The organism is Mesorhizobium montanum (genome assembly GCF_033977145.1).
Classification (GTDB): Bacteria; Pseudomonadota; Alphaproteobacteria; order Rhizobiales; family Rhizobiaceae; genus Mesorhizobium; species Mesorhizobium montanum.
Genome location: NZ_JAVIJF010000017.1, coordinates 87,998 through 107,587, shown reverse-complemented (window position 1 = coordinate 107,587; position 19,590 = coordinate 87,998). Strand labels below are relative to the sequence as shown.

Below are 19,590 nucleotides of genomic sequence, written 5' to 3'. Positions count from 1 at the left end.
ACCGCATCGGCGGCCGCGCCCCGGCCGTTCGGAGGCGCGCGCGACGCCGATGCAGCCGGTGACGGAGAAGATTTTCTTTGCCGGCCCGCTTACCCGGACTTGCGGCGGCGCCGGACTCTCGGGCGCCAGGTCATCACCCAGCTTGCGACGAAATAGCATCGGAACACTTGGGAGCCGGCGGACGTTTGCACCGGCTTTCCTTCAAGTCTCTCCCTATGGGTTGATCGCAGATGAAACTGTTCGACTGCCCCCATTGCGGCCATCGTCTCTACTTTGAGAACGCCCAATGCCTGAACTGTTCCAGCCTGGTGCTCTATGACCCGGACGAGGCGCGTTTCCTGCTCTCAGGCGCCGATGGCGTTTTCCAATGCGGCAACGCCGACGAATGCGCCTGCAACTGGCGCGCCGAGCCGGATCACACCTTCTGCCGCGGCTGCATGCTCAACCAGCTGATCCCGGACCTGTCGGTCGATGGCAACCGCCGGCGCTGGATTCGGGTCGAAGCGGCGAAGAAACGCGCCGTCTACTCCCTGCTCGCCTTCGGCCTTCCGGTTGTGCCCAAGGCCGATCCGGGCGACGAGATTGGTCTGGCCTTCGACTTTCTCGCCGACCCGATCGGCGCCGGTCCGGGCGGTGAACGCATCTTGACGGGTCATGACAACGGCCTGATCACGCTCAACGTCGCCGAAGCCGATTCCGCCGAGCGCGAGCGGCGACGTGTCGAGATGGGTGAGAACTATCGCACCTTGCTTGGCCATTTTCGCCATGAGCTCGGCCACTATTACTGGGACCGGTTGATCCGCGACGATCCGGAACGGCTCGCCGCTTTCCGGGCCCTCTTCGGTGACGAACAGGCCGATTACGAGCGGGCGCTGAAGGCCTATTACATCAATGCCGCGCCGCCGGACTGGCAGCAGCGCCACATCTCGGCCTATGCGACCTCCCACCCATGGGAGGACTGGGCTGAGACCTTCGCGCATCATCTCCACATCACCGACACGCTGGAAATGGTGCATGCGCTGAATTTCCCGCTCGGGCGGCTGGAAACCGTGGACGCGGATGCTCTGCCGCCCGGCGACACCGGTGGACTTTTGCAGCCAGCGCCCGCCGATCCCGATCCGCCGTCGGAAGCATTCGAAAAGATCCTCGCCCGCTGGCTGGTGCTGTCGGAGGCCTCCAATTCGATCAACCGCTGCATGGGTCTGCCGGACCTCTACCCCTTCGTGATTTCCGAGGTGACGGCGCGGAAATTGACCTTCGTACACGACCTTTTGACCGGCGCGCCGAAAAAAGCCCGGAACAATTCGTGAGCGGGCGAAAAGCACCTTAGCCGGAACGCATGAGCTTCTGTTTCGTTTCCGAGCCCGAGGGAGCGTTGAAAAACGGAGCGAAAACCATGAAACGCGTATTGTTTCCGGCGCTTGCCGGTGCGCTGCTCGCCATATCGGGCGCCGCTTTCGCCGATACCCCCGTCTCGGCCGTGGCCGACTTGAATGTCCGCGCCGGCCCCGGTCCACAATACCCGGTCATCGGCGTGCTGGCGGCCGGCCAGTCGGCCACTCTCGTTGGCTGCATCGAAGGCAGCAAATGGTGCACGATCGCCGAAGCCGGCGGCAAGGGTTGGGTCTATTCCGATTATGTGACCGGCGATTTCGGCGGCAGCCGCGTCGTCGTGACGCGCCGGCCGGCCGATGCCGGCATCGCCGTCGTGGCGCCGCCGACCGATGATGTCTACACCACGGACACTTACACCGGCGCCATCGTTTCCGGCGACGACGCCATCGAGCCGATCGTCAGGCCGCCGGCCGAGGTGGGCACCTATGTCACCACGCACCGGGTCGATCCGGTCTATCTCGATGGCGAGGTGGTGACGGGCGCCACGTTGCCCGACACGGTCGAGCTGCGCGAAATCCCGAATTACAACTATCGCTATGTCTATGTGAACAACCAGCCGGCGCTGGTCGATCCGGGCACGCGGCGCATCGTCTACGTGATGCGCTGATCGCGTTCGATTCTGTGAGAAAGAGCGGCCGCCAGCAATGGCGGCCGCTTCGTTTGCGCGCTGACGGCTCAGTATTGCATTTGCTCAACACTCCATCATCGCAAACGTTCGAGGTTGGCCGAAGCTTTCCAACTTCGTCATTCCAGGGCGAAGCAGGAGCGAAGCTCCGTCGCGAAGACCCTGGAATCCATGCCGTGACCTCGGCCGAAGGGTGCCGCGGAGCAGAATTCTGGACCCGTTAGCATCGCTCAGATGTAACGGCATGGATCCTATGGTCTGCGCCGCGTCGCTTCGCTCCTTGATCCGCCATAGGATGACGACCACGACAGGCGTTCCGGCTAGTCATCCGACCGCGGTAAACTGGGTAGTCGCCGCCCAAGACGATTGCACGGTAACCGCCGATCCCATAGATCATGCGACCCGACAGCGTTCGGCAGGGGAGCCCGCGTGACGATCGAAAATGCCGCCTTCGAGCGCTACCGCCGCTCGCCGAACGAAAAGACCAATTTGCTGCGCCTGGTGTTCGGAACGGCAATCGTCGTTGCGTTCTGGATGGCCGCGACGGCATTGGTGCTGTTTGCCGGCACCTATGCCTATATCGTCTGGCGCCTCCCTGGTCCGTCGACCGGGCGCTACATGCAGGATTTCCTGGCATCGCCGATCGGCATTCTGAGCGCGCTGACCTCGTTTGCCGGCATCTGGATCGGCCTGTGGGTGGCGATGCGCTTCGTGCATGGCGAGCCGCTCGCGGCCCTTTTCGGCGTCAGCCGCCGCATCGCGGGCGGCGATTTCCTCAAAGGCCTGGTCGCGGTCCTGATCACCTCGCTCTTCTCCGAGGTCCTGCTCTATTGGCTGCAGCCGGAGATCGCGCGCGGACCGATAGCGTTGTCGTCCTGGTTGCTCTTCCTCGTCCCGATCGCGCTGCTCGCCTCCCTGCAGACTTCGTCGGAAGAAATGCTGTTTCGCGGCTATCTCCTGCGTGGCTTGGCCTACCGCTTCAGGAACCCGCTGATCTGGGCGGCGCTGCCGGGACTGCTGTTCACGTCGCTGCACTGGAATTCGGCCTCGACGCTTGCCATCAATGCCTGCGTCCTGGTCTCGATCGGCACCTTTGCCTTGCTGCTCACGCTGCTGGTCTATGTCACCGGCAATCTCGGCGCCGGTTTCGGCGCCCATCTCGGCAACAACCTGACCGGCTTCCTGCTGATCTCGCACCAGCAGGGCTACAATTCCTTCGCCTTGCTCAACGCCAAGCCCCTCGAAGGCCCCGGCTGGACCGATCTGGATGCCGTTCTCATCGCCGCGATCGGCATCGCCAGTACGCTTTTGACGATGCTGCTGCTTTTGCACCGGCGCTCGCCGCTGAGGGTCGGGGCGAACAGCCAAAGCCCGCGGTGAGTCGCCGCAAATCGCGGCGTTCTGACCCGGATTGAGCCCGAGCCTTGACTCCACGGCCAATTTCCTGTCTAGAGCCGCTGAATTCCGCGACGAGTTTTCTTTCGCGAAAGCCGACCAGGACGCCGAAGCCTTTTTGAGGCCAAGTGCTGTAAAGAGATCCCGGAGGCCAACACCCGGCAGCGCGATGCGCCCCCGGGTGCTTTTTGGCTTTGCGCTTTTGCTTGGCGACCCGGCGCGAACGCACTACCTCTCGGGCATCCACAAGGTGCCAGGGAAAAGGAAGAAGAATGTTTGAATCCCTCCAGGAGCGTCTTGGCTCCATCCTGAATGGCCTGACGGGCCGCGGCGCGCTGTCCGAGGCGGATGTCTCGGCGGCACTGCGCGAGGTGCGCCGTGCGCTGCTCGAGGCCGACGTCGCGCTGGAGGTGGTGCGTTCCTTCACCGACAAGGTGCGCGAGAAGGCGGTCGGCGCGGCGGTGCTCAAGTCGATCAAGCCCGGACAGATGGTCGTCAAGATCGTCCATGACGAGCTGGTCGACATGCTGGGCGCCGAGGGCGTCGCCGTCGACCTCAACGCGCCGGCGCCCGTCGTCGTGATGATGGTCGGCCTGCAGGGCTCCGGCAAGACCACGACCTCGGCCAAGATCGCCAAGCGGCTGACCGAGCGGCAGAACAAAAAGGTCCTGATGGCCTCGCTCGACACGCGGCGTCCCGCCGCGCAGGAGCAGCTGCGCCAGCTCGGCGAGCAGACCAAGGTCGCGACGCTGCCGATCATCGCTGGCCAGAACCCGGTCGACATCGCCAAGCGCGCCGTGCAGGCGGCCAGGCTCGGCGGCCACGACGTCGTCATCCTCGACACCGCCGGCCGCACTCATATCGACGAGCCGCTGATGGTCGAGATGGCCGACATCAAGAAGGTGTCGTCGCCGCACGAGATCCTGCTGGTCGCCGATTCGCTCACCGGCCAGGATGCCGTGAACCTTGCCAAGAGCTTCGACGAGCGCGTCGGCATCACTGGCCTAGTGCTGACCAGGATGGACGGCGATGGCCGCGGCGGCGCCGCGCTTTCGATGCGCGCCGTCACCGGCAAGCCGATCAAGCTCATCGGCACCGGCGAAAAGATGGACGGGCTGGAGGAATTCCACCCCAAGCGCATCGCCGACCGTATCCTCGGCATGGGCGACATCGTCTCGCTCGTCGAGAAGGCGGCAGAAAACATCGACGCCGAGCAGGCGGCGGCGATGGCCAGGAAGATGCAGTCGGGCAAGTTCGACCTGAACGACCTCGCCCAGCAGCTTCAGCAGATGTCGAAGATGGGCGGCATGGGCGGCATCATGGGCATGATGCCCGGCATGGGCAAGATGAAGGACCAGCTCGCCGCCGCCGGCCTCGACGACAAGATGTTCGGCCGCCAGCTCGCCATCATCTCCTCGATGACCAAGGCCGAGCGCGCCAATCCCGACATGCTCAAGCACTCGCGCAAGAAGCGCATCGCCGCCGGCTCCGGCACCGACGCGGCCGAGATCAACAAGCTGTTGAAGATGCATCGCGGCATGGCCGACATGATGAAGGCGATGGGCGGCAAGGGCAAAGGCGGCGGCCTGATGCGCGGCATGATGGGCGGCCTTGCCTCGAAAATGGGCCTTGGCGGCATGATGCCGGGCGGTGGAATGGGCGGCATGCCCGATCTGTCGAAGATGGATTCCAAGCAGCTCGAAGCCTTGCAGAAGCAGGCCGCAGGCCTCGGCAAGGGCATGCCGGGCGGCATGCCCGGCGGCGGTGGCCTCCCCGGCCTGCCCGGCGGCATGAAGCTTCCTGGTGGGCTGCCGGGCTTGGGCGGCGGCGGGCTGCCCGGCCTCGGGAAGAAGAAATAATGGGCACGAAGAGGTGAGGGGGCGATGAACGAGGAGAAAGACATGGCCGACGCACGCGCCATCCTGGCTGGCTACCGCGCTTCGATCGACAACATCGACGCCGCCCTCATCCATATGCTGGCCGAACGCTTCCGTTGCACCAAGGCGGTCGGCGTTCTGAAGGCCGAGCACGGCCTGCCGCCGGCCGATCCGGCACGCGAGCAGCAGCAGATCGCCCGTCTTCGCCAGTTGGCGAACGACGCGCATCTCGACCCCGATTTCGCGGAAAAATTCCTCAACTTCGTCGTTCGCGAAGTGATCCGTCATCACGAACAGATCGCCGCTTCCAACGGCGCTGCAAAAGCCGGCTGACCTGTGCATGCCGCCCAAAAGTGCTTCGCGGTTTTGGGATAACGACATGCACAAAACAAAGGACTCAGCCGCAACCACATCAAACGAAATCAGAGCTTTTAGGAGAAAACAATGGCACTGAAGATCAGACTGGCCCGTGCGGGTTCGAAGAAGCGTCCTTACTATCACGTCGTCGTTGCCGACGCCCGTTCGCCGCGCGACGGCCGTTTCATCGAGTCGCTGGGCTCGTGGAACCCGCTGCTGCCGAAGGACGGCGAGCGCATCAAGGTCGACGCCGACCGCGTCAAGCACTGGCTGTCGCACGGCGCCCAGCCGACCGACCGCGTGCTGCGCTTCCTCGACGAGGCCGGCCTTGCCAAGCGCGAAGCCCGCTCGAACCCGAACAAGGCGCTGCCCGGCAAGAAGGCGCAGGAACGCGCCGCCCTTTTGAAGAAGGCCCAGGAAGATGCAGCCGCTGCCGCTGCCGCGGCGACCGCCGCGCCGGCCGAGGCGGAAGCCGCCACCGCCGAGTAATCGCGATCCTTCTTCGCTTACAAAAACGGCGGGCAAGTGCCCGCCGTTTTCTTTGGTCTGTGTGATGCCTCAGTAGCCGGACGGACAGCGCGCCACATAAACGCGGCCGTAACGGTCGCGATAGCGGCACTGGCCGCTTTCGCTGGCATGGCCGATCAGCGCGCCGGCGACAGCGCCGACGGCACCGCCGACGATAGCCCCTTGCGTCGGATTGCCGGCGACCGCCGCGCCGACCGCCGCGCCGCCGAGGCCGCCGATCGCCGCGCCTTTTTCCGTTTGCGAGCAGGCGCCGAGTGCCATGGTCAGCACCAGGATGATAATTGCTTTCTTCATCGTTGTTCCTCTCTCACGCGGATCGCCGTCCTCGCCGCCATGGTCTAAACTCACAGACGGCTAATTTGATCCCCAAGAGGATGGAGATTGGCGATTGGAGCGCCGGCGCGGATTGCGCTGGCATCTCACGATCTCATTGAAAGAATGAGCTTTTCTATCGTTCGGTGGCGCGTTTGAGATTGTCGAGCCCGGCCTCGAAATCCTTGCCGATCAGCGTATCGAAATTCATGAACAAGCCCATCAGCTTGGCGACGAAGGGCCTGGCGCCGCGCATGGCCCAGGTGACCGTGGTGCCGTCGCCTGACGGCGAGAGCGAAAAGTCGACGGTGTTGTTGGCCCGGAACGGCTTCTCGAAGTCGAGCTTCAGCGACACCAGCGAAGACGGCGCCGAACCGGTGATCTCCATGCGGCCCTTGCCGGCCTTGGAATTGCGTTCCCAGGCATAATGCATGTCGCCCAAAAGTGCGCAGCGGTTTTGGGAAAATGACATGCATCAAAACAAAGACTTAAAGCGCGTCGACTGAATCCGTTTCATCGCGACGCGCTTTAGGTGGCACCCTTGCCGCTCTCGGCGCCGGAAAGCGTGCGCTTCATCTCCGGGTCGAGTTTTTCGAAGGGCGACCATTCGGGCCAGCGCCTGAAGTCGTTGATCAGCGGGAAGATCACTTCGGCAGGCGCCTTGATCCCGGCGGAACGGGCGACGACGAAATCGTTCGATCGAGTCGCCGCGTATATCAGCACGGCGGCAATGATGACGACCAGGATGATGACAATGGTGGTGAGCATCTTTTTCTCCTCCTTTAGAGCAATTCCGGGAAAAGTGCGCAGCGGTTTTCCGTCTGGAATTGCGTAAAAAATAACCGCTTTAGCGGCTGAACGGGATCAGCGCCCGCACCCTTTGGTCGCGCAGATAGAGCCCGCCCCACAGGATGACACCGAGATAGACGCCGAACAGCGTGTGCGAGAAGAACGGGTTGCCGATCCGCACATGGGTCGAAATCGCACCGCCCATATAGCCGGTGAGCAGGATGGCGCCGAGCACCGAGGCGCGCGGCAAGGCATAGAGCGCGGTCGAGATCAGGCCGATCGCGCCGATCAGGCGCGCGACATTGGCATCAGCCGGCCAGCCGAGGTCGGTCATCGCCCGGGTGACGACATCGAGCGGCGGCAGCTTGATGACGCCGTCGAAGATCATGAACAGGACGACGACGGCGCTGAGCACGCGCCCGGTCCACAAAGCGCCTTTTGAAGCAGGCGCGGCTTCGGAAATGCTCATGGGTGTTCCCTCCGGTTGATTCAGGAACTGGCTTTTGCCAGCTTCGAACCAAGGACGGAGAACCACGTGGCGATCCTACAGGGTCCGGCACGCTTCTTTCAAAGGCGTGGTTCAGAGAGTGCATGGAGCAGAAACGAGGCAAGATGACTGGTGAGACCGACCTGCAAAAACTGCTCGCGTCGATGACGCCGCAACTGCTCCCTGGAATCCATGTCTTCGCCACGCTGGCACCGGACATGCCGATCCCGGCAGGACTTGAGCCCGTGATGCAGTTTCGCGAGGGCGAAGGCCTGACGCTGATCGTTCCTGAAGACAGGGCGAAAGCCGCCGGCCTCGCCGACACGTTCCGCTGCCGGATGATCACGCTCGACATCCACTCCTCGCTCGAAGCCGTCGGCTTCCTCGCCGCCATCACGACGCGGCTCGCGGCAACAGGCATGGGCGTCAACCCGGTCTCGGCCTTCTACCATGATCATCTCTTCGTCCCGGCCGACCGATGCGAAGAAGCGCTCGTCATTCTGCGGCAGTTGGCGATGGAAAGTGGCGCCGCAATTTGACAGGAACGCGTAAATTGAGTAATTTTCATAAATTACGCAATTTGGAGTAATTGCAATGCGTGAGGTCCCCGCTACGGAATTCGCCCGAAACTTCGGGCGCTATCGCGAAATCGTGCAGCGGGAGCCTGTGGCGGTCATGAGCCATGGCCGGCCGACCGGCTATTTTGTTTCGACCGTCGAATATGAGGAGCTTCAGCGCTATAAGAATCTGGTCCGGCAATCGTTTGCGACCAAGGATCTGACGCACGACGAAATCGAGATGATCGCCAACGGCCGCATGTCAACGGAACACGATCACCTCAATGCCTTGCTGGATGAAAAGTGAGGCATGCCGCTTCCCAAGCCGCAGCTCGGCCAAGTCATTTCCTACGCATATCTGTGGCATCATGAGCGCCAGGCTGGACAAGAGGAGGGACGCAAGGATCGCCCTTGTGTGGTGGTGCTTGCCGTCGACCGGGAAGCCGATGGCCTTATTGTAACGGTCGTGCCTGTCACGCACGTGCCGCCGAACGATGTTTCCCTGGCGGTCGAGTTGCCGGCGGCGATCAAACGCCACCTTGGCCTCGACGGCGAGCGCTCATGGGTGATGTTGCACGAGGGCAACCGCTTCGCGTGGCCGGGATATGACCTTCGTCCAGTTCCAGGCACCACCGACCGTTATGAATACGGTCTGCTCCCACCGCGCTTTTTTCTGTCGATAACGGAACGCTTCAGAACCATTTGGGTGGCAGGGCAGGGTCGTCCGGTGTCGCGCGATTGAACAGCTTCGGCTTGGCTCAGCGTCTGAGCACGTAAAGAATATCCGGCAGGCCTTCCTCGTTGGTCGAGCCGTCGCCAAAGGCCCCGGCACGAAAGCCGTGACGTTCGTAGAACCGGCGCGCGGCGGTATTGGCCTGGAAGCAATGGAGCTTGACTCGAGGCATGCCGACGGTGGCCTCGGCAAGCAGTCGGCCGCCGATGCGTTGCCCCGTCCAGGCCGGATCGAGATAAAGCTGTTCGACCCAATCGCCGTCGACAGCAATGAAGCCGAGGATGCGCCCGCCAGCTTCGGCGACCGTCACCTGCTGTCCGGGCAGGAGGATGTCACGGATGAAGAACAGATCCTCCTCCGGTGTATGCAGCAGCGGCATCCAGTCAAACGCGTGGAGCGACGCGCGCATGAGCTTCGCGATGACGGCGGCGTCGGAAGCCGTGGCTGGGTGCAGGGTAATTTTGGTGCGGTCGCTCATAGGTCGGCGCTGCCCCTCATCCGCCCTTCGGGCACCTTCTCCCCGTTGAACGGGGAGAAGGAAACTCCTACGGCCGAAGGCCGAGCCCGCGACTTCGGGCCGCCGGTCGTCCGGCGCCCTCGCGGAGGGCCCGCCGCGGCAGCGGCGATGCGGCCCGTAAGCGAAAACGGAATCGGCCGCAGGCCGAACCCTGTGAGCGAAAAGTTAAGCCGCTTTCTTCTTCGGCTGGATCAGGCCGCGCTCGACCAGGAGCTCGGCGATCTGCACGGCGTTCAGCGCCGCGCCCTTGCGCAGATTGTCGGAGACGACCCACATCGACAGACCGTTGTCGACCGTCGAATCCTCACGGATACGCGAGATGAAGGTGGCGTCCTCGCCGGCCGATTCGAGCGGCGTGATGTAGCCGCCGTCCTCGCGCTTGTCCAGGACCTGGCAGCCTGGCGCTTCGCGCAGGATGTCGCGCGCCTCGTCGGCGGTTATCGGCTTCTCGAACTCGATGTTGACCGCTTCCGAATGGCCGATGAACACCGGCACGCGCACGCAGGTCGCCGTCAGCTTGATCTTGGGATCGAGCATCTTCTTGGTCTCGGCGACCATCTTCCACTCTTCCTTGGTGAAACCGTCGTCGAGGAAGACGTCGATATGCGGGATGACGTTGAAGGCGATGCGCTTGGTGAACTTCTTGACGTCGACGCCGTCGGCGACGAACACCGCGCGCGTCTGCGTGAACAGCTCGTCCATGCCTTCCTTGCCGGCGCCGGACACAGACTGGTAGGTGGCGACGACGACACGCTTGATGGTGGCGGCGTCATGCAGCGGCTTCAGCGCCACGACGAGCTGCGCCGTCGAGCAGTTCGGGTTGGCGATGATGTTCTTGCGTGTGAACAGCGAGATCGCGTCGGGGTTCACTTCCGGCACGATCAGCGGCACGTCCTGGTCGTAGCGGAAGGCCGACGAATTATCGATGACCACGCAGCCCTGCTTGCCGATCTTCGGCGACCATTCCTTCGAGACATTGCCGCCGGCCGACATGACGCAGATGTCGGTGTCGGAGAAGTCGTGCTGATCGAGCGTCCTGACCTTCAGCGTGCGGTCGCCGAACGATACTTCGGTGCCCTGGCTGCGCCGCGAGGCCAGCGCCACGACCTCGCTCACCGGAAAGCCGCGCTCGTCCAGAATGTTGAGCATTTCGCGGCCCACATTGCCCGTGGCGCCGACTACCGCAACCTTGAAACTCATCGATATCTCCTGTCCCTCTCCGCTTGGTTGTTGGAGAAACCCGCCGGCCTCATGCGGGTTCCGTCCCCCGGGCCGGACCCGGGAGAGGGTGGTTAGGCCAAGGGAATCACACCGTTTTGGTAGTGGTTTTCTTGGTCGCAGTTTTATTGGAACCCAGAATCTTGCTGGAACGGACGGATGCGCCAAAGCGCCCGGCCCAATGGTTCGCATCGAGGCTGGGGGCATCGAATGCAAGAAGAGCCATCAAAAGGCCGCGCATCGAAAAACGATCCCGTTCGACGCGGGCTTTTACGCGCTTTGGCAAAAGAGTCAATTGGCGCATGCTTGCCGTCTCCCCTTGTGGGAGAAGGGAAGACCGGGCGAGGCCTTCGCCACCGCTAATTGCCTTATCTGGCGGGAAAGCGTGCGCAATCTTACGCCAAATTGCGCGCGGCTCGAAAACATCGACAAGAAATTTCCCCGCCATATCTGCATCTTGGCGCTTGCGGGCCGCGTCGGCTCGACAAGACCGACGACCGGGAGGAAGGCCGTGCCCAGACCCGGCGAATTGGCACTGGTGTGGCGGTGCGGATGTGCAAATATCGCACCGGCAACATTGGAGGACGTAAGGTCATGGCCGATGCTGGACTATTGCGCTTTCACGTGCCCGAGCCCGAGGTTCGGCCCGGCGGCACGCCCGACTTCTCGAATGTGACCATCCCCAAGGCGGGCTCCGTGCCGCGCCCGGAGATCGACGTCGATCCGCAAATTATCCGCGACATGGCCTTCTCCATCATCCGGGTGCTGAACCGCGCCGGCGAAGCCGTCGGTCCATGGGCCGGGCTGCTCACCGACGAAGAGCTTCTCGAAGGCCTGCGCCACATGATGACGCTCAGGACCTTCGACGCGCGCATGCAGATGGCGCAGCGCCAGGGCAAGACGTCGTTCTACATGCAGCATCTGGGCGAAGAGGCGGTGAGCTGCGCCTTCCGCAAGGCGCTCCAGGCCGGCGACATGAATTTCCCGACCTACCGGCAAGCCGGCCTTCTGATCGCCGACGGCTATCCGATGGTCACGATGATGAACCAGATCTACTCCAACGAGGCCGATCCGCTGAAGGGGCGGCAGCTGCCGATCATGTATTCGTCGAAGGAGCACGGCTTCTTCTCGATCTCCGGCAATCTGGCGACGCAGTACATCCAGGCGGTCGGCTGGGCGATGGCCTCGGCGATCTCCAACGACACGCGCATTGCCGCCGGCTGGATAGGCGACGGCTCGACGGCGGAGTCGGATTTTCACTCGGCGCTGGTGTTTGCCTCGACCTACAAGGCGCCGGTCATCCTCAACGTCGTCAACAACCAGTGGGCGATCTCGACCTTCCAGGGCATTGCGCGCGGCGGCTCCGGCACTTTTGCGGCGCGAGGGTTGGGCTTCGGCATTCCGGCGCTGCGCGTCGACGGCAACGACTATCTCGCGGTCCATGCGGTTGCCAAGTGGGCGGCCGAACGGGCGCGGAAGAATCTCGGGCCGACGCTGGTCGAATATGTCACCTACCGCGCCGGCGCGCATTCGAGCTCGGACGACCCGTCGGCCTACCGGCCGAAGGCCGAGTCGGATGCCTGGCCGCTCGGCGACCCGGTCATCCGGCTGAAGAACCACCTCATCCACAAAGGCGCCTGGTCGGAAGAGCGCCACACCCAGGCGGAAGCCGAGATCCTCGAAACGGTGATCGCCGCGCAGAAGGAGGCCGAGGGCCACGGCACGCTGCATGCCGGCGGCAAGCCGTCGACCCGCGACATGTTCGAAGGGCTCTACGAGGAGATGCCTCCGCATCTGAGGCGCCAGCGCCAACAGGCGGGGGTCTGACCATGCCCAGGAAGACCATGATCGAGGCGATCCGCGACGCGCTCGATGTGTCGATGGGGCGCGACAGCCAAGTCATCGTCTATGGCGAGGATGTCGGGTTCTTCGGCGGCGTCTTCCGCGCCACGCAAGGCCTGCAGGCCAAATATGGCAGGAGCCGCTGCTTCGACGCGCCGATCAACGAATCCGGTATTGTCGGCTCGGCAATCGGCATGGCGGCGTACGGACTAAAACCCTGCGTCGAGATCCAGTTTGCCGACTACATGTACCCGGCCTACGACCAGCTGACGCAGGAGGCGGCGCGGCTGCGCTACCGTTCGAACGGCGATTTCACCTGCCCGATCGTGGTGCGGATGCCGACCGGCGGCGGCATTTTCGGCGGCCAGACGCACAGCCAGAGCCCGGAAGCGCTGTTCACGCACGTGTCAGGCCTGAAGACGGTGGTGCCGTCCAATCCACATGACGCTAAGGGGCTGCTGATCGCGGCGATCGAGGATCCGGACCCGGTGATCTTCCTCGAGCCGAAGCGGCTCTACAACGGTCCCTTCGATGGCCATCACGACCGGCCGGTAACGCCCTGGTCGAAGCACGAGCTCGGCGAGGTCGCCGACGGCCACTACACGATCCCGCTCGGCAAGGCGGCGATCCGCCGGCAAGGTTCGGCGGTCACCGTGCTCGCCTATGGCACAATGGTCTATGTCGCGCAGGCCGCGGCCAAGGAGACCGGCATCGATGCCGAGATCATCGATCTGAGAACGCTTTTGCCGCTCGACCTCGACGCAATCGTCGCCTCGGTGAAGAAGACCGGGCGCTGCGTGGTCGTGCATGAAGCGACGCTCACCTCCGGCTTCGGCGCCGAGCTGGTCTCGCTGGTGCAGGAGAACTGCTTCTACCATCTGGAAGCGCCGGTGGCGCGGGTGGCCGGCTGGGACACGCCCTACCCGCATGCGCAGGAATGGGACTATTTCCCCGGCCCGGCACGGGTCGGACGCGCCTTGATTGAAACCATGGAGGCCTGACATGGGCGAGCACGTCATCAAGCTGCCCGATGTCGGCGAAGGCGTCGCCGAGGCCGAGCTCGTCGAATGGCACGTCAAGGTCGGCGACCTTGTGCGCGAGGACATGGTTCTCGCCGCCGTCATGACCGACAAGGCAACCGTCGAAATCCCCTCGCCGGTCGATGGCGAGATCCTTTGGCTGGGCGCCGAGATCGGCGACACGGTGGCGATCGGCTCGCCGATCGTGCGGCTGAAGGTGGCCGGCGAAGGCAATGTTGCGGAAGACGCGAAACTGTCAGTGGTCACGGCGGCGCCTACCCCCACCCCTAACCCCTCCCCACAAGGGGGAGGGGGAGGAGCCCAGGCCGCCAAAGCCGATGCCAAACCGGTTGGTGCGGGTTCATCCAGGAAGGCTCCTTTGGCCAAGGGTGCGCCTGCAGCGGCGACGCAATCCCCCTCCCCCTTGCGGGGAGGGGTTAGGGGTGGGGGTAGTGCTCCGGCGTCTGCTGGTTCGGCGCCGGCCTCCGGCGCGCCGCGTGTGGAAGGCGAGAAGCCGCTGGCCTCGCCCGCGGTTCGGCTGCGCGCCAGGGAAGCCGGCATCGATCTGCGCCAGGTCGCGGGCAGCGGTCCGGCCGGGCGCATCGGTCATGAGGATATCGATGCCTTCGTCGCCCGCGGTCCGCAGCTGGCCCGCGCGGCCGGGCTTGCCCGGAAGGACGGCGTCGAGGACATCAAGGTCGTCGGCCTCAGGCGCAAGATCGCGGAAAAGATGTCGCTGGCCAAATCGCGCATCCCGCATATCACCTATGTCGAGGAAATCGACGTCACGGCGCTGGAAGAACTGCGCGCCGCGCTCAACAAGGACAAGCGGGCCGCCAAGGGAACCGAGAGGCCCAAGCTGACGCTGCTGCCCTTCCTGATGCGCGCGATGGTGAAGGCGATCGCCGACCAGCCCAACCTCAACGCGCTGTTCGACGACGATGCCGGCGTCATCCACCAGCATGAAGGCGTCCATATCGGCATCGCCGCGCAGACGCCGAACGGGCTGGTGGTGCCGGTGGTCAAGCATGCCGAGGCACGCGACCTGTGGGAATGCGCCGCCGAGGTCAACCGTCTCGCCGATGCGGCCAAGTCCGGCACGGCGAGCCGCGAGGAGCTGTCCGGCTCGACCATCACCATCACCTCGCTCGGCGCCATGGGCGGCGTGGCCACCACGCCGGTCATCAACTATCCGGAAGTGGCGATCGTCGGCGTCAACAAGATGATGGTGCGGCCGGTGTGGGACGGCACGCAGTTCATCCCGCGCAAGATGATGAACCTGTCGTCCAGCTTCGACCATCGCGTCATCGACGGCTGGGACGCCGCGGTGTTCGTGCAGCGCATCAAGGCGTTGCTGGAGACGCCGGCGCTGATTTTCGTGGATTGAGGGGAGGGGGTCGATGTCGAACGGTGCGGCGCCGGGATGTGGGCTCCCCCTTCTCCCCTTGTGGGAGAAGGTGTCGCCGAAGGCGCGGGGTGCTCCAGGGAACGCCGGCGTCTCACTCCGCTGGAACTCCCCTCATCCGTCTCGGCGCTGGCGCGCCGATCCGCCTTCTCCCACAAGGGGAGAAGGAGAAGGCGCGCCGCGGCATTCGCCATCAAGAAGAACGTAAGCCCATGAAAGAGATCTCCTGCAAGCTGCTCGTCATCGGCGCCGGGCCTGGCGGTTATGTCTGCGCCATCCGCGCCGGCCAGCTCGGCGTCGACACTGTGATCGTCGAGGCGGGCAAGCCGGGCGGCACCTGCCTCAATGTCGGCTGCGTCCCGTCCAAGGCGCTGATCCACGCCGCGGAGGAGTTCGAGAAGATCGCGCATATGGCAGGCGGCATGAGCCCGCTCGGCATCGAGGTCAGCGCGCCGACGCTCGATCTGGCGCGGACGGTCGGCTGGAAGGACGGTATCGTTAGCCGGCTGAACAGCGGCGTCGCCGGGCTGCTCAAAAAGGCCAAGGTCAAGACCGTGCAAGGCTGGGCGACGTTCCGGGACGGCAAGACGGTCGAGGTGGAGACCGAGACCGGCACGCAGGTCATCCGCGCCGAGACGGTCGTCATCGCCACCGGCTCGGCGCCGGTCGAACTGCCGTTCCTGCCCTTCGGCGGTCCGGTCATCTCATCGACCGAGGCGCTGGCGCTCAGCGACGTGCCGAAGAAGCTCGCGGTCGTCGGCGGCGGCTATATCGGGCTCGAGCTTGGCATGGCCTTTGCCAAGATGGGTTCCAAGGTCACCGTGGTCGAAGCCTTGCCGCGCGTGCTCGCGCAATATGATGCCGAGCTGACGAGGCCGGTGCTCAAGCGGCTTGGCGAACTCGGCGTCGAAGTGATGCTCGGCGCCAAAGCCAAGGGACTGTCGACCCAGGCGACCAAGGGCGATGCGCTGCTGGTCGAGACTTCGGACGGCAAGAGCGCCAAGGTCGACGCCGACAAGATCCTGGTGACTGTCGGCCGCAAGCCGCTGACCGAGGGCTGGGGGCTCGAGCAGATCGACCTCGACAGGGCGGGAAAGTTCATCCGCATCGACGACCAGTGCCGCACCTCGATGCGCGGCGTCTTTGCGATCGGCGACGTCACCGGCGAGCCGATGCTGGCGCACCGGGCGATGGCGCAGGGCGAGATGGTGGCCGAGATCGTCGCCGGCCACAAAAGAAGCTGGGACAAGCGCGCTATTCCCGCGATCTGCTTCACCGATCCGGAGCTGGTCACCGCCGGCCTGTCGCCGGAGGAGGCGAAGGCGCTCGCCGGCGAGATCAAGATCGGCCAGTTTCCGTTCGCTGCCAACGGCCGCGCCATGACGAAGCAAAGCGAGGATGGCTTTGTCCGTGTCGTCGCCCGCGCGGACAACCATCTGGTGCTGGGCATCCAGGCGGTCGGGCAGGGCGTTTCGGAACTCTCGGCGGCCTTCGGCCTGGCGCTCGAGATGGGCGCGCGGCTGGAGGATATCGCGGGCACCATCCATGCGCACCCGACGCAAGGGGAAGGATTCCAAGAAGCGGCGCTGAAGGCGCTCGGCCACGCGCTGCATATTTAACGCAATTCCGAACGGAAACGGTTTCACACTTTTCCTGGAATTGCTCTGGAATCCAATTGCGCGACGGTTCGGATTGATGTCTTTCCGCAGTATGGATTTGAAAAAATACATTACGATTCGCTACAATACCGCCGCCGGCTTCAAGCCAAGCCAGTGGAACGGCAAAGGACCGGTCAACCTCGACCCTGTTTGGCTGGTCGAGCGTCTAAGGCTATTTGACAATTATTGCGCGGCCTCCCTGGAGGCCCAGTCGCTGCGGGACTTTACCGTCCTTATCGCGCTGGATGCTGACACGCACGAAAACTATGTCCGGGCTGTCTGCAATTGCGTGAAGGGCATCGAGGTCAGGCCGGTCCTGGTCGAGGCCGGTCACGACCATGGCGCCCGGTTCAATGCCTTTGTCCAGGACGACACGGATGCAGGGTTCGTGTCCCTCACGCGGCTCGACAGCGACGACGCGCTTGCACCGACCTTCGTGGAGCGTATCGATCACCTGGCACGCAGAGAGATAGAAAAGGGGGCGGTCGACGAGCAACCTCTCTACATTACTTTTCCGCACGGCCAGAATTTCGACACGGCAACCGGCCGTTACACCGATCACGAGTATGCCATGTCGGCCTTCGGCACTTTGGTCGAGAAAAGATCGCCTGCAATGAAAGGCGTCTACAGTGACCATCACCAGAAGATGGCTGCGCGTTACAACACCATCATCGCGCCGTCGAGGGACGCCCAATGGTGCATCGTCGTCCATGACAACAACGCGGCCAACGTCCTCAGGGGAAAGCCGGTTGCGGAACCATCCTTCACAGTCGGGCGGTCCGTCGCCGAGCCACGCGAGCTTGTGCGGCAGCAGAAGCCGCCGCAAGCCAATCGGAGCACTGGCATCGCCTCGCGAACCGCAGGCAATTTCGTGCGGTTTCTCTCCGGGCGTCCGCTGAAATTGCGCAAATAGCAGACGCGCTGCAGGTCGGAGTTCTCCCTTCTCCCCCTGTGGGAGAAGGTGTCGCCGAAGGCGACGGATGAGGGGTGTTCCAGCGGATTGAGATGCTGGTGTTTCCTGGAACACCCCTCATCCGTCTCGGCGCTTCGCGCCGATCCACCTTCTCCCACAAGAGGAGAAGGGAGAGGGTGCCGCTCAGCTCGCCAGCCGGCTTACCATCTCGTGCTGCGCGTAGGCGCGGCCGAAGCGGTTGGCGAGGAAAGCGTCGAGCGCGATGTCTTCCTGCTTGATGAAGCCCTTGGCGGGCAGGCTGCCGTCGGCCAGCATGTCGAGCACGGCGCAGATGCCGGACGCGGTGGTGATCTGGATGGCGCTGCGCACCAAATTGCCGACGCGCCTGGAATAGATCTTGTTGGCGTAGGTTTCCTGCAGCAGGCGACCGTTCTTGCGGCCCGACACCGTGACGAAGACGATGACCACATCCTGCAGCGTCGCCGGCAGCGCGCTCTCAAAGATGTCCTTCAGCACGTCGCGGCGGTGGCGCAGGCCGAGGTCGTTGAGCAGCGCCTTCATGATCGCGGCGTGGCCGGGATAGCGGATGGTGCGGTAGTTCAGCGTGCGCACCTTGCCCTTCAGCGTCTCGGCCAGCGTGCCGAGACCGCCGGAGGTGTTGAAGGCCTCATAGGTGACGCCGTCGAGCGAGAATTCCTCGCGCTCCTCCAGCGGCGGAACTTCGATAAGCTCGCCCTCGACGATCGCCTCGCAGGGCTCGCAATATTCGTTGATGACGCCGTCGGTGCTCCAAGTCAGGTTGTAGTTCAGCGCGTTGGACGGATATTGCGGCAGCGCGCCGACGCGCATGCGCACGCTTTCCAGCGTGTCGAAGCGGCTGGCGAGGTCGTTGGCGACGATCGAGATGAAGCCCGGCGCCAGGCCGCATTGCGGAATGAAGGCGCCTTTGGCGTCACGCGCCAGCTCCTTCACCCGGCGGGTCGAGACGACGTCCTCGGTGAGGTCGAGATAGTGCACGCCGGTGGTGGCGGCGGCCTCGGCGATGCGGGTGGTGAGGTGGAAGGGCGCGGCGCTCAGCACGGCGAACTTGCCGGCAAGCACTTTCTCAAGCTCGCCAGCGGCGGCGATGTCGAGCTCCTGCCTCGCGACGCCGGCCGGCAATTCGGCACCGGCAAGCTGGGCGGCCGAGCGGTCGACCAGCGTGACGTGATAGTCGCCCGTGGCGCTGAGCATCTCGGCAATGGTCGAGCCGATCTTGCCGGCGCCGACGACAACGATGTTCTTCATGATCAATACCCCTTGCCGATCCTGATTTGGGCCAATTCGAGTTTGGCGGAATCATCGCAGCTTGCCTGTCGAAAGGAAGCGTGGAATCTGGCAATATGAAGCTGAACTTTAAGCAATTTGCCGGAGGGTTTCGTCGAAATGCTCACGGAAGCCGAACAAGCCCTGCTTTCCCTGCTGCGCGCCAACGCCCGCGCCTCGACGGCCGAGCTGGCGCGGCAGCTCGGCGTGTCGCGCACCACGGTGCAGAGCCGGATCGAACGGCTGGAACAGCGCGGCATCATTGTCGGCTATGGCGTGCGACTGGCGCCCGATTATGAGCAGGGTCTGGTCCGGGCGCATGTGCTGCTCACCGTCACGCCGAAGCTCGCCGACAAGGTGGTGCGCGCGCTGCAGGCTCTGCCGCCGGTGAGGACGCTGCATTCGGTCAGTGGCAACTTCGACATGATCGTCATCGTCGACGCGCCGTCGATCAGGGATCTCGACGCGCTGCTGGACCGGATCGGGGCGATGGACGGCGTGGAGCGGACGTCGTCGTCGATTATCTTGTCGACAAGGGTGGATCGGTAGCGGGACGGCGGAACTGCTGATCTCCCCCCTTGCGGGGGAGATGGCCGGCAGGCCAGAGGGGGGTGTGAAGGAACGCCGACTTGGCCAGTTCGTGTGCTGCCTCACCCTG

General features: G+C 64.0%; 23 protein-coding genes. 15 read left to right on the top strand and 8 right to left on the bottom strand.

Annotated features, from left to right (window positions below; genetic code table 11):
• Window positions 1-230 precede the first annotated feature (230 nt).
• From RFM68_RS22670 to rpsP, 6 genes are all read left to right on the top strand, one after another.
• Complete coding sequence (locus tag RFM68_RS22670) at window positions 231-1,310, top strand: zinc-binding metallopeptidase family protein (protein ID WP_320235244.1); 1,080 nt, start codon at window positions 231-233, stop codon at window positions 1,308-1,310.
• A gap of 86 nt (window positions 1,311-1,396) precedes the next feature.
• Window positions 1,397-2,002 (top strand): DUF1236 domain-containing protein, encoded by a 606-nt coding sequence (locus tag RFM68_RS22665; protein ID WP_320235243.1) that lies wholly within the window; start codon window positions 1,397-1,399, stop codon window positions 2,000-2,002.
• Between the two features lie 447 nt (window positions 2,003-2,449).
• Window positions 2,450-3,400: a CPBP family intramembrane glutamic endopeptidase gene (locus RFM68_RS22660; RefSeq protein WP_320235242.1), complete on the top strand. Its 951-nt coding sequence runs from the start codon at window positions 2,450-2,452 to the stop codon at window positions 3,398-3,400.
• Between the two features lie 287 nt (window positions 3,401-3,687).
• On the top strand, window positions 3,688-5,274 hold the full coding sequence (gene ffh, locus RFM68_RS22655; protein ID WP_320235241.1) for a signal recognition particle protein: 1,587 nt from the start codon (window positions 3,688-3,690) through the stop codon (window positions 5,272-5,274).
• A gap of 24 nt (window positions 5,275-5,298) precedes the next feature.
• Entirely contained in the window at window positions 5,299-5,625 is a 327-nt protein-coding gene (locus RFM68_RS22650; protein WP_320235240.1) for a chorismate mutase, read from the top strand.
• A 111-nt stretch (window positions 5,626-5,736) separates the two neighbouring features.
• Window positions 5,737-6,138, top strand: a complete 402-nt coding sequence (rpsP, locus tag RFM68_RS22645) for a 30S ribosomal protein S16 (protein WP_027169687.1) — start codon at window positions 5,737-5,739, stop codon at window positions 6,136-6,138.
• Between the two features lie 69 nt (window positions 6,139-6,207).
• Here the strand turns inward: rpsP and RFM68_RS22640 are convergent, their stop codons facing one another.
• The 4 genes from RFM68_RS22640 to RFM68_RS22625 all read right to left on the bottom strand — a co-directional run bounded on the left by RFM68_RS22640 (window position 6,208) and on the right by RFM68_RS22625 (window position 7,747).
• On the bottom strand, window positions 6,208-6,471 hold the full coding sequence (locus RFM68_RS22640; protein ID WP_320235239.1) for a YMGG-like glycine zipper-containing protein: 264 nt from the start codon (window positions 6,469-6,471) through the stop codon (window positions 6,208-6,210).
• A 154-nt stretch (window positions 6,472-6,625) separates the two neighbouring features.
• Window positions 6,626-6,961: an SRPBCC family protein gene (locus tag RFM68_RS22635; protein ID WP_320235238.1), complete on the bottom strand. Its 336-nt coding sequence runs from the start codon at window positions 6,959-6,961 to the stop codon at window positions 6,626-6,628.
• Window positions 6,962-7,017: 56 nt separating this feature from the next.
• A complete protein-coding gene (locus RFM68_RS22630; protein WP_320235237.1) occupies window positions 7,018-7,257 on the bottom strand; it encodes an SRPBCC family protein in 240 nt (79 codons plus the stop codon).
• A gap of 79 nt (window positions 7,258-7,336) precedes the next feature.
• Entirely contained in the window at window positions 7,337-7,747 is a 411-nt protein-coding gene (locus tag RFM68_RS22625; protein ID WP_320235236.1) for a DoxX family protein, read from the bottom strand.
• A 143-nt stretch (window positions 7,748-7,890) separates the two neighbouring features.
• On the opposite strand from RFM68_RS22625, the gene RFM68_RS22620 reads away from it, so the two are divergent.
• The 3 genes from RFM68_RS22620 to RFM68_RS22610 are packed head-to-tail and all read left to right on the top strand — an operon-like array spanning window position 7,891 to window position 9,064.
• Entirely contained in the window at window positions 7,891-8,304 is a 414-nt protein-coding gene (locus tag RFM68_RS22620) for an ACT domain-containing protein (protein ID WP_320235235.1), read from the top strand.
• A gap of 55 nt (window positions 8,305-8,359) precedes the next feature.
• A complete protein-coding gene (locus RFM68_RS22615; RefSeq protein ID WP_320235234.1) occupies window positions 8,360-8,629 on the top strand; it encodes a type II toxin-antitoxin system prevent-host-death family antitoxin in 270 nt (89 codons plus the stop codon).
• A 3-nt stretch (window positions 8,630-8,632) separates the two neighbouring features.
• Entirely contained in the window at window positions 8,633-9,064 is a 432-nt protein-coding gene (locus tag RFM68_RS22610; RefSeq protein WP_320235233.1) for a type II toxin-antitoxin system PemK/MazF family toxin, read from the top strand.
• Between the two features lie 16 nt (window positions 9,065-9,080).
• Here RFM68_RS22610 and RFM68_RS22605 read toward each other — a convergent pair whose 3' ends face one another.
• The 3 genes from RFM68_RS22605 to RFM68_RS22595 all read right to left on the bottom strand — a co-directional run bounded on the left by RFM68_RS22605 (window position 9,081) and on the right by RFM68_RS22595 (window position 11,238).
• Window positions 9,081-9,533: a GNAT family N-acetyltransferase gene (locus RFM68_RS22605; RefSeq protein WP_320235232.1), complete on the bottom strand. Its 453-nt coding sequence runs from the start codon at window positions 9,531-9,533 to the stop codon at window positions 9,081-9,083.
• Window positions 9,534-9,737: 204 nt separating this feature from the next.
• Window positions 9,738-10,772 (bottom strand): aspartate-semialdehyde dehydrogenase, encoded by a 1,035-nt coding sequence (locus RFM68_RS22600; RefSeq protein WP_320235231.1) that lies wholly within the window; start codon window positions 10,770-10,772, stop codon window positions 9,738-9,740.
• A 106-nt stretch (window positions 10,773-10,878) separates the two neighbouring features.
• Entirely contained in the window at window positions 10,879-11,238 is a 360-nt protein-coding gene (locus tag RFM68_RS22595; RefSeq protein WP_320235230.1) for a hypothetical protein, read from the bottom strand.
• A gap of 146 nt (window positions 11,239-11,384) precedes the next feature.
• On the opposite strand from RFM68_RS22595, the gene RFM68_RS22590 reads away from it, so the two are divergent.
• The 5 genes from RFM68_RS22590 to RFM68_RS22570 all read left to right on the top strand — a co-directional run bounded on the left by RFM68_RS22590 (window position 11,385) and on the right by RFM68_RS22570 (window position 17,627).
• Window positions 11,385-12,617, top strand: coding sequence for a 3-methyl-2-oxobutanoate dehydrogenase (2-methylpropanoyl-transferring) subunit alpha (locus RFM68_RS22590; RefSeq protein WP_320235229.1), 1,233 nt, complete (start codon window positions 11,385-11,387; stop codon window positions 12,615-12,617).
• Between the two features lie 2 nt (window positions 12,618-12,619).
• Window positions 12,620-13,633: an alpha-ketoacid dehydrogenase subunit beta gene (locus RFM68_RS22585; protein WP_320235228.1), complete on the top strand. Its 1,014-nt coding sequence runs from the start codon at window positions 12,620-12,622 to the stop codon at window positions 13,631-13,633.
• A 1-nt stretch (window position 13,634) separates the two neighbouring features.
• On the top strand, window positions 13,635-15,038 hold the full coding sequence (locus RFM68_RS22580; protein ID WP_320235227.1) for a dihydrolipoamide acetyltransferase family protein: 1,404 nt from the start codon (window positions 13,635-13,637) through the stop codon (window positions 15,036-15,038).
• A 230-nt stretch (window positions 15,039-15,268) separates the two neighbouring features.
• Window positions 15,269-16,675, top strand: a complete 1,407-nt coding sequence (lpdA, locus tag RFM68_RS22575; protein WP_320235226.1) for a dihydrolipoyl dehydrogenase — start codon at window positions 15,269-15,271, stop codon at window positions 16,673-16,675.
• 76 nt (window positions 16,676-16,751) lie between these two features.
• Window positions 16,752-17,627, top strand: a complete 876-nt coding sequence (locus tag RFM68_RS22570; RefSeq protein WP_320235225.1) for a glycosyltransferase — start codon at window positions 16,752-16,754, stop codon at window positions 17,625-17,627.
• A gap of 183 nt (window positions 17,628-17,810) precedes the next feature.
• Here the strand turns inward: RFM68_RS22570 and RFM68_RS22565 are convergent, their stop codons facing one another.
• Window positions 17,811-18,914: a saccharopine dehydrogenase family protein gene (locus RFM68_RS22565; RefSeq protein ID WP_320235224.1), complete on the bottom strand. Its 1,104-nt coding sequence runs from the start codon at window positions 18,912-18,914 to the stop codon at window positions 17,811-17,813.
• A gap of 138 nt (window positions 18,915-19,052) precedes the next feature.
• Here RFM68_RS22565 and RFM68_RS22560 point away from each other — a divergent pair, with 138 nt between their 5' ends.
• Window positions 19,053-19,481 carry an Lrp/AsnC family transcriptional regulator gene (locus RFM68_RS22560; RefSeq protein WP_320235223.1) on the top strand — a complete coding sequence of 143 codons (429 nt, stop codon included), beginning with the start codon at window positions 19,053-19,055 and terminating at the stop codon, window positions 19,479-19,481.
• The last annotated feature ends 109 nt before the right edge of the window (window positions 19,482-19,590 follow it).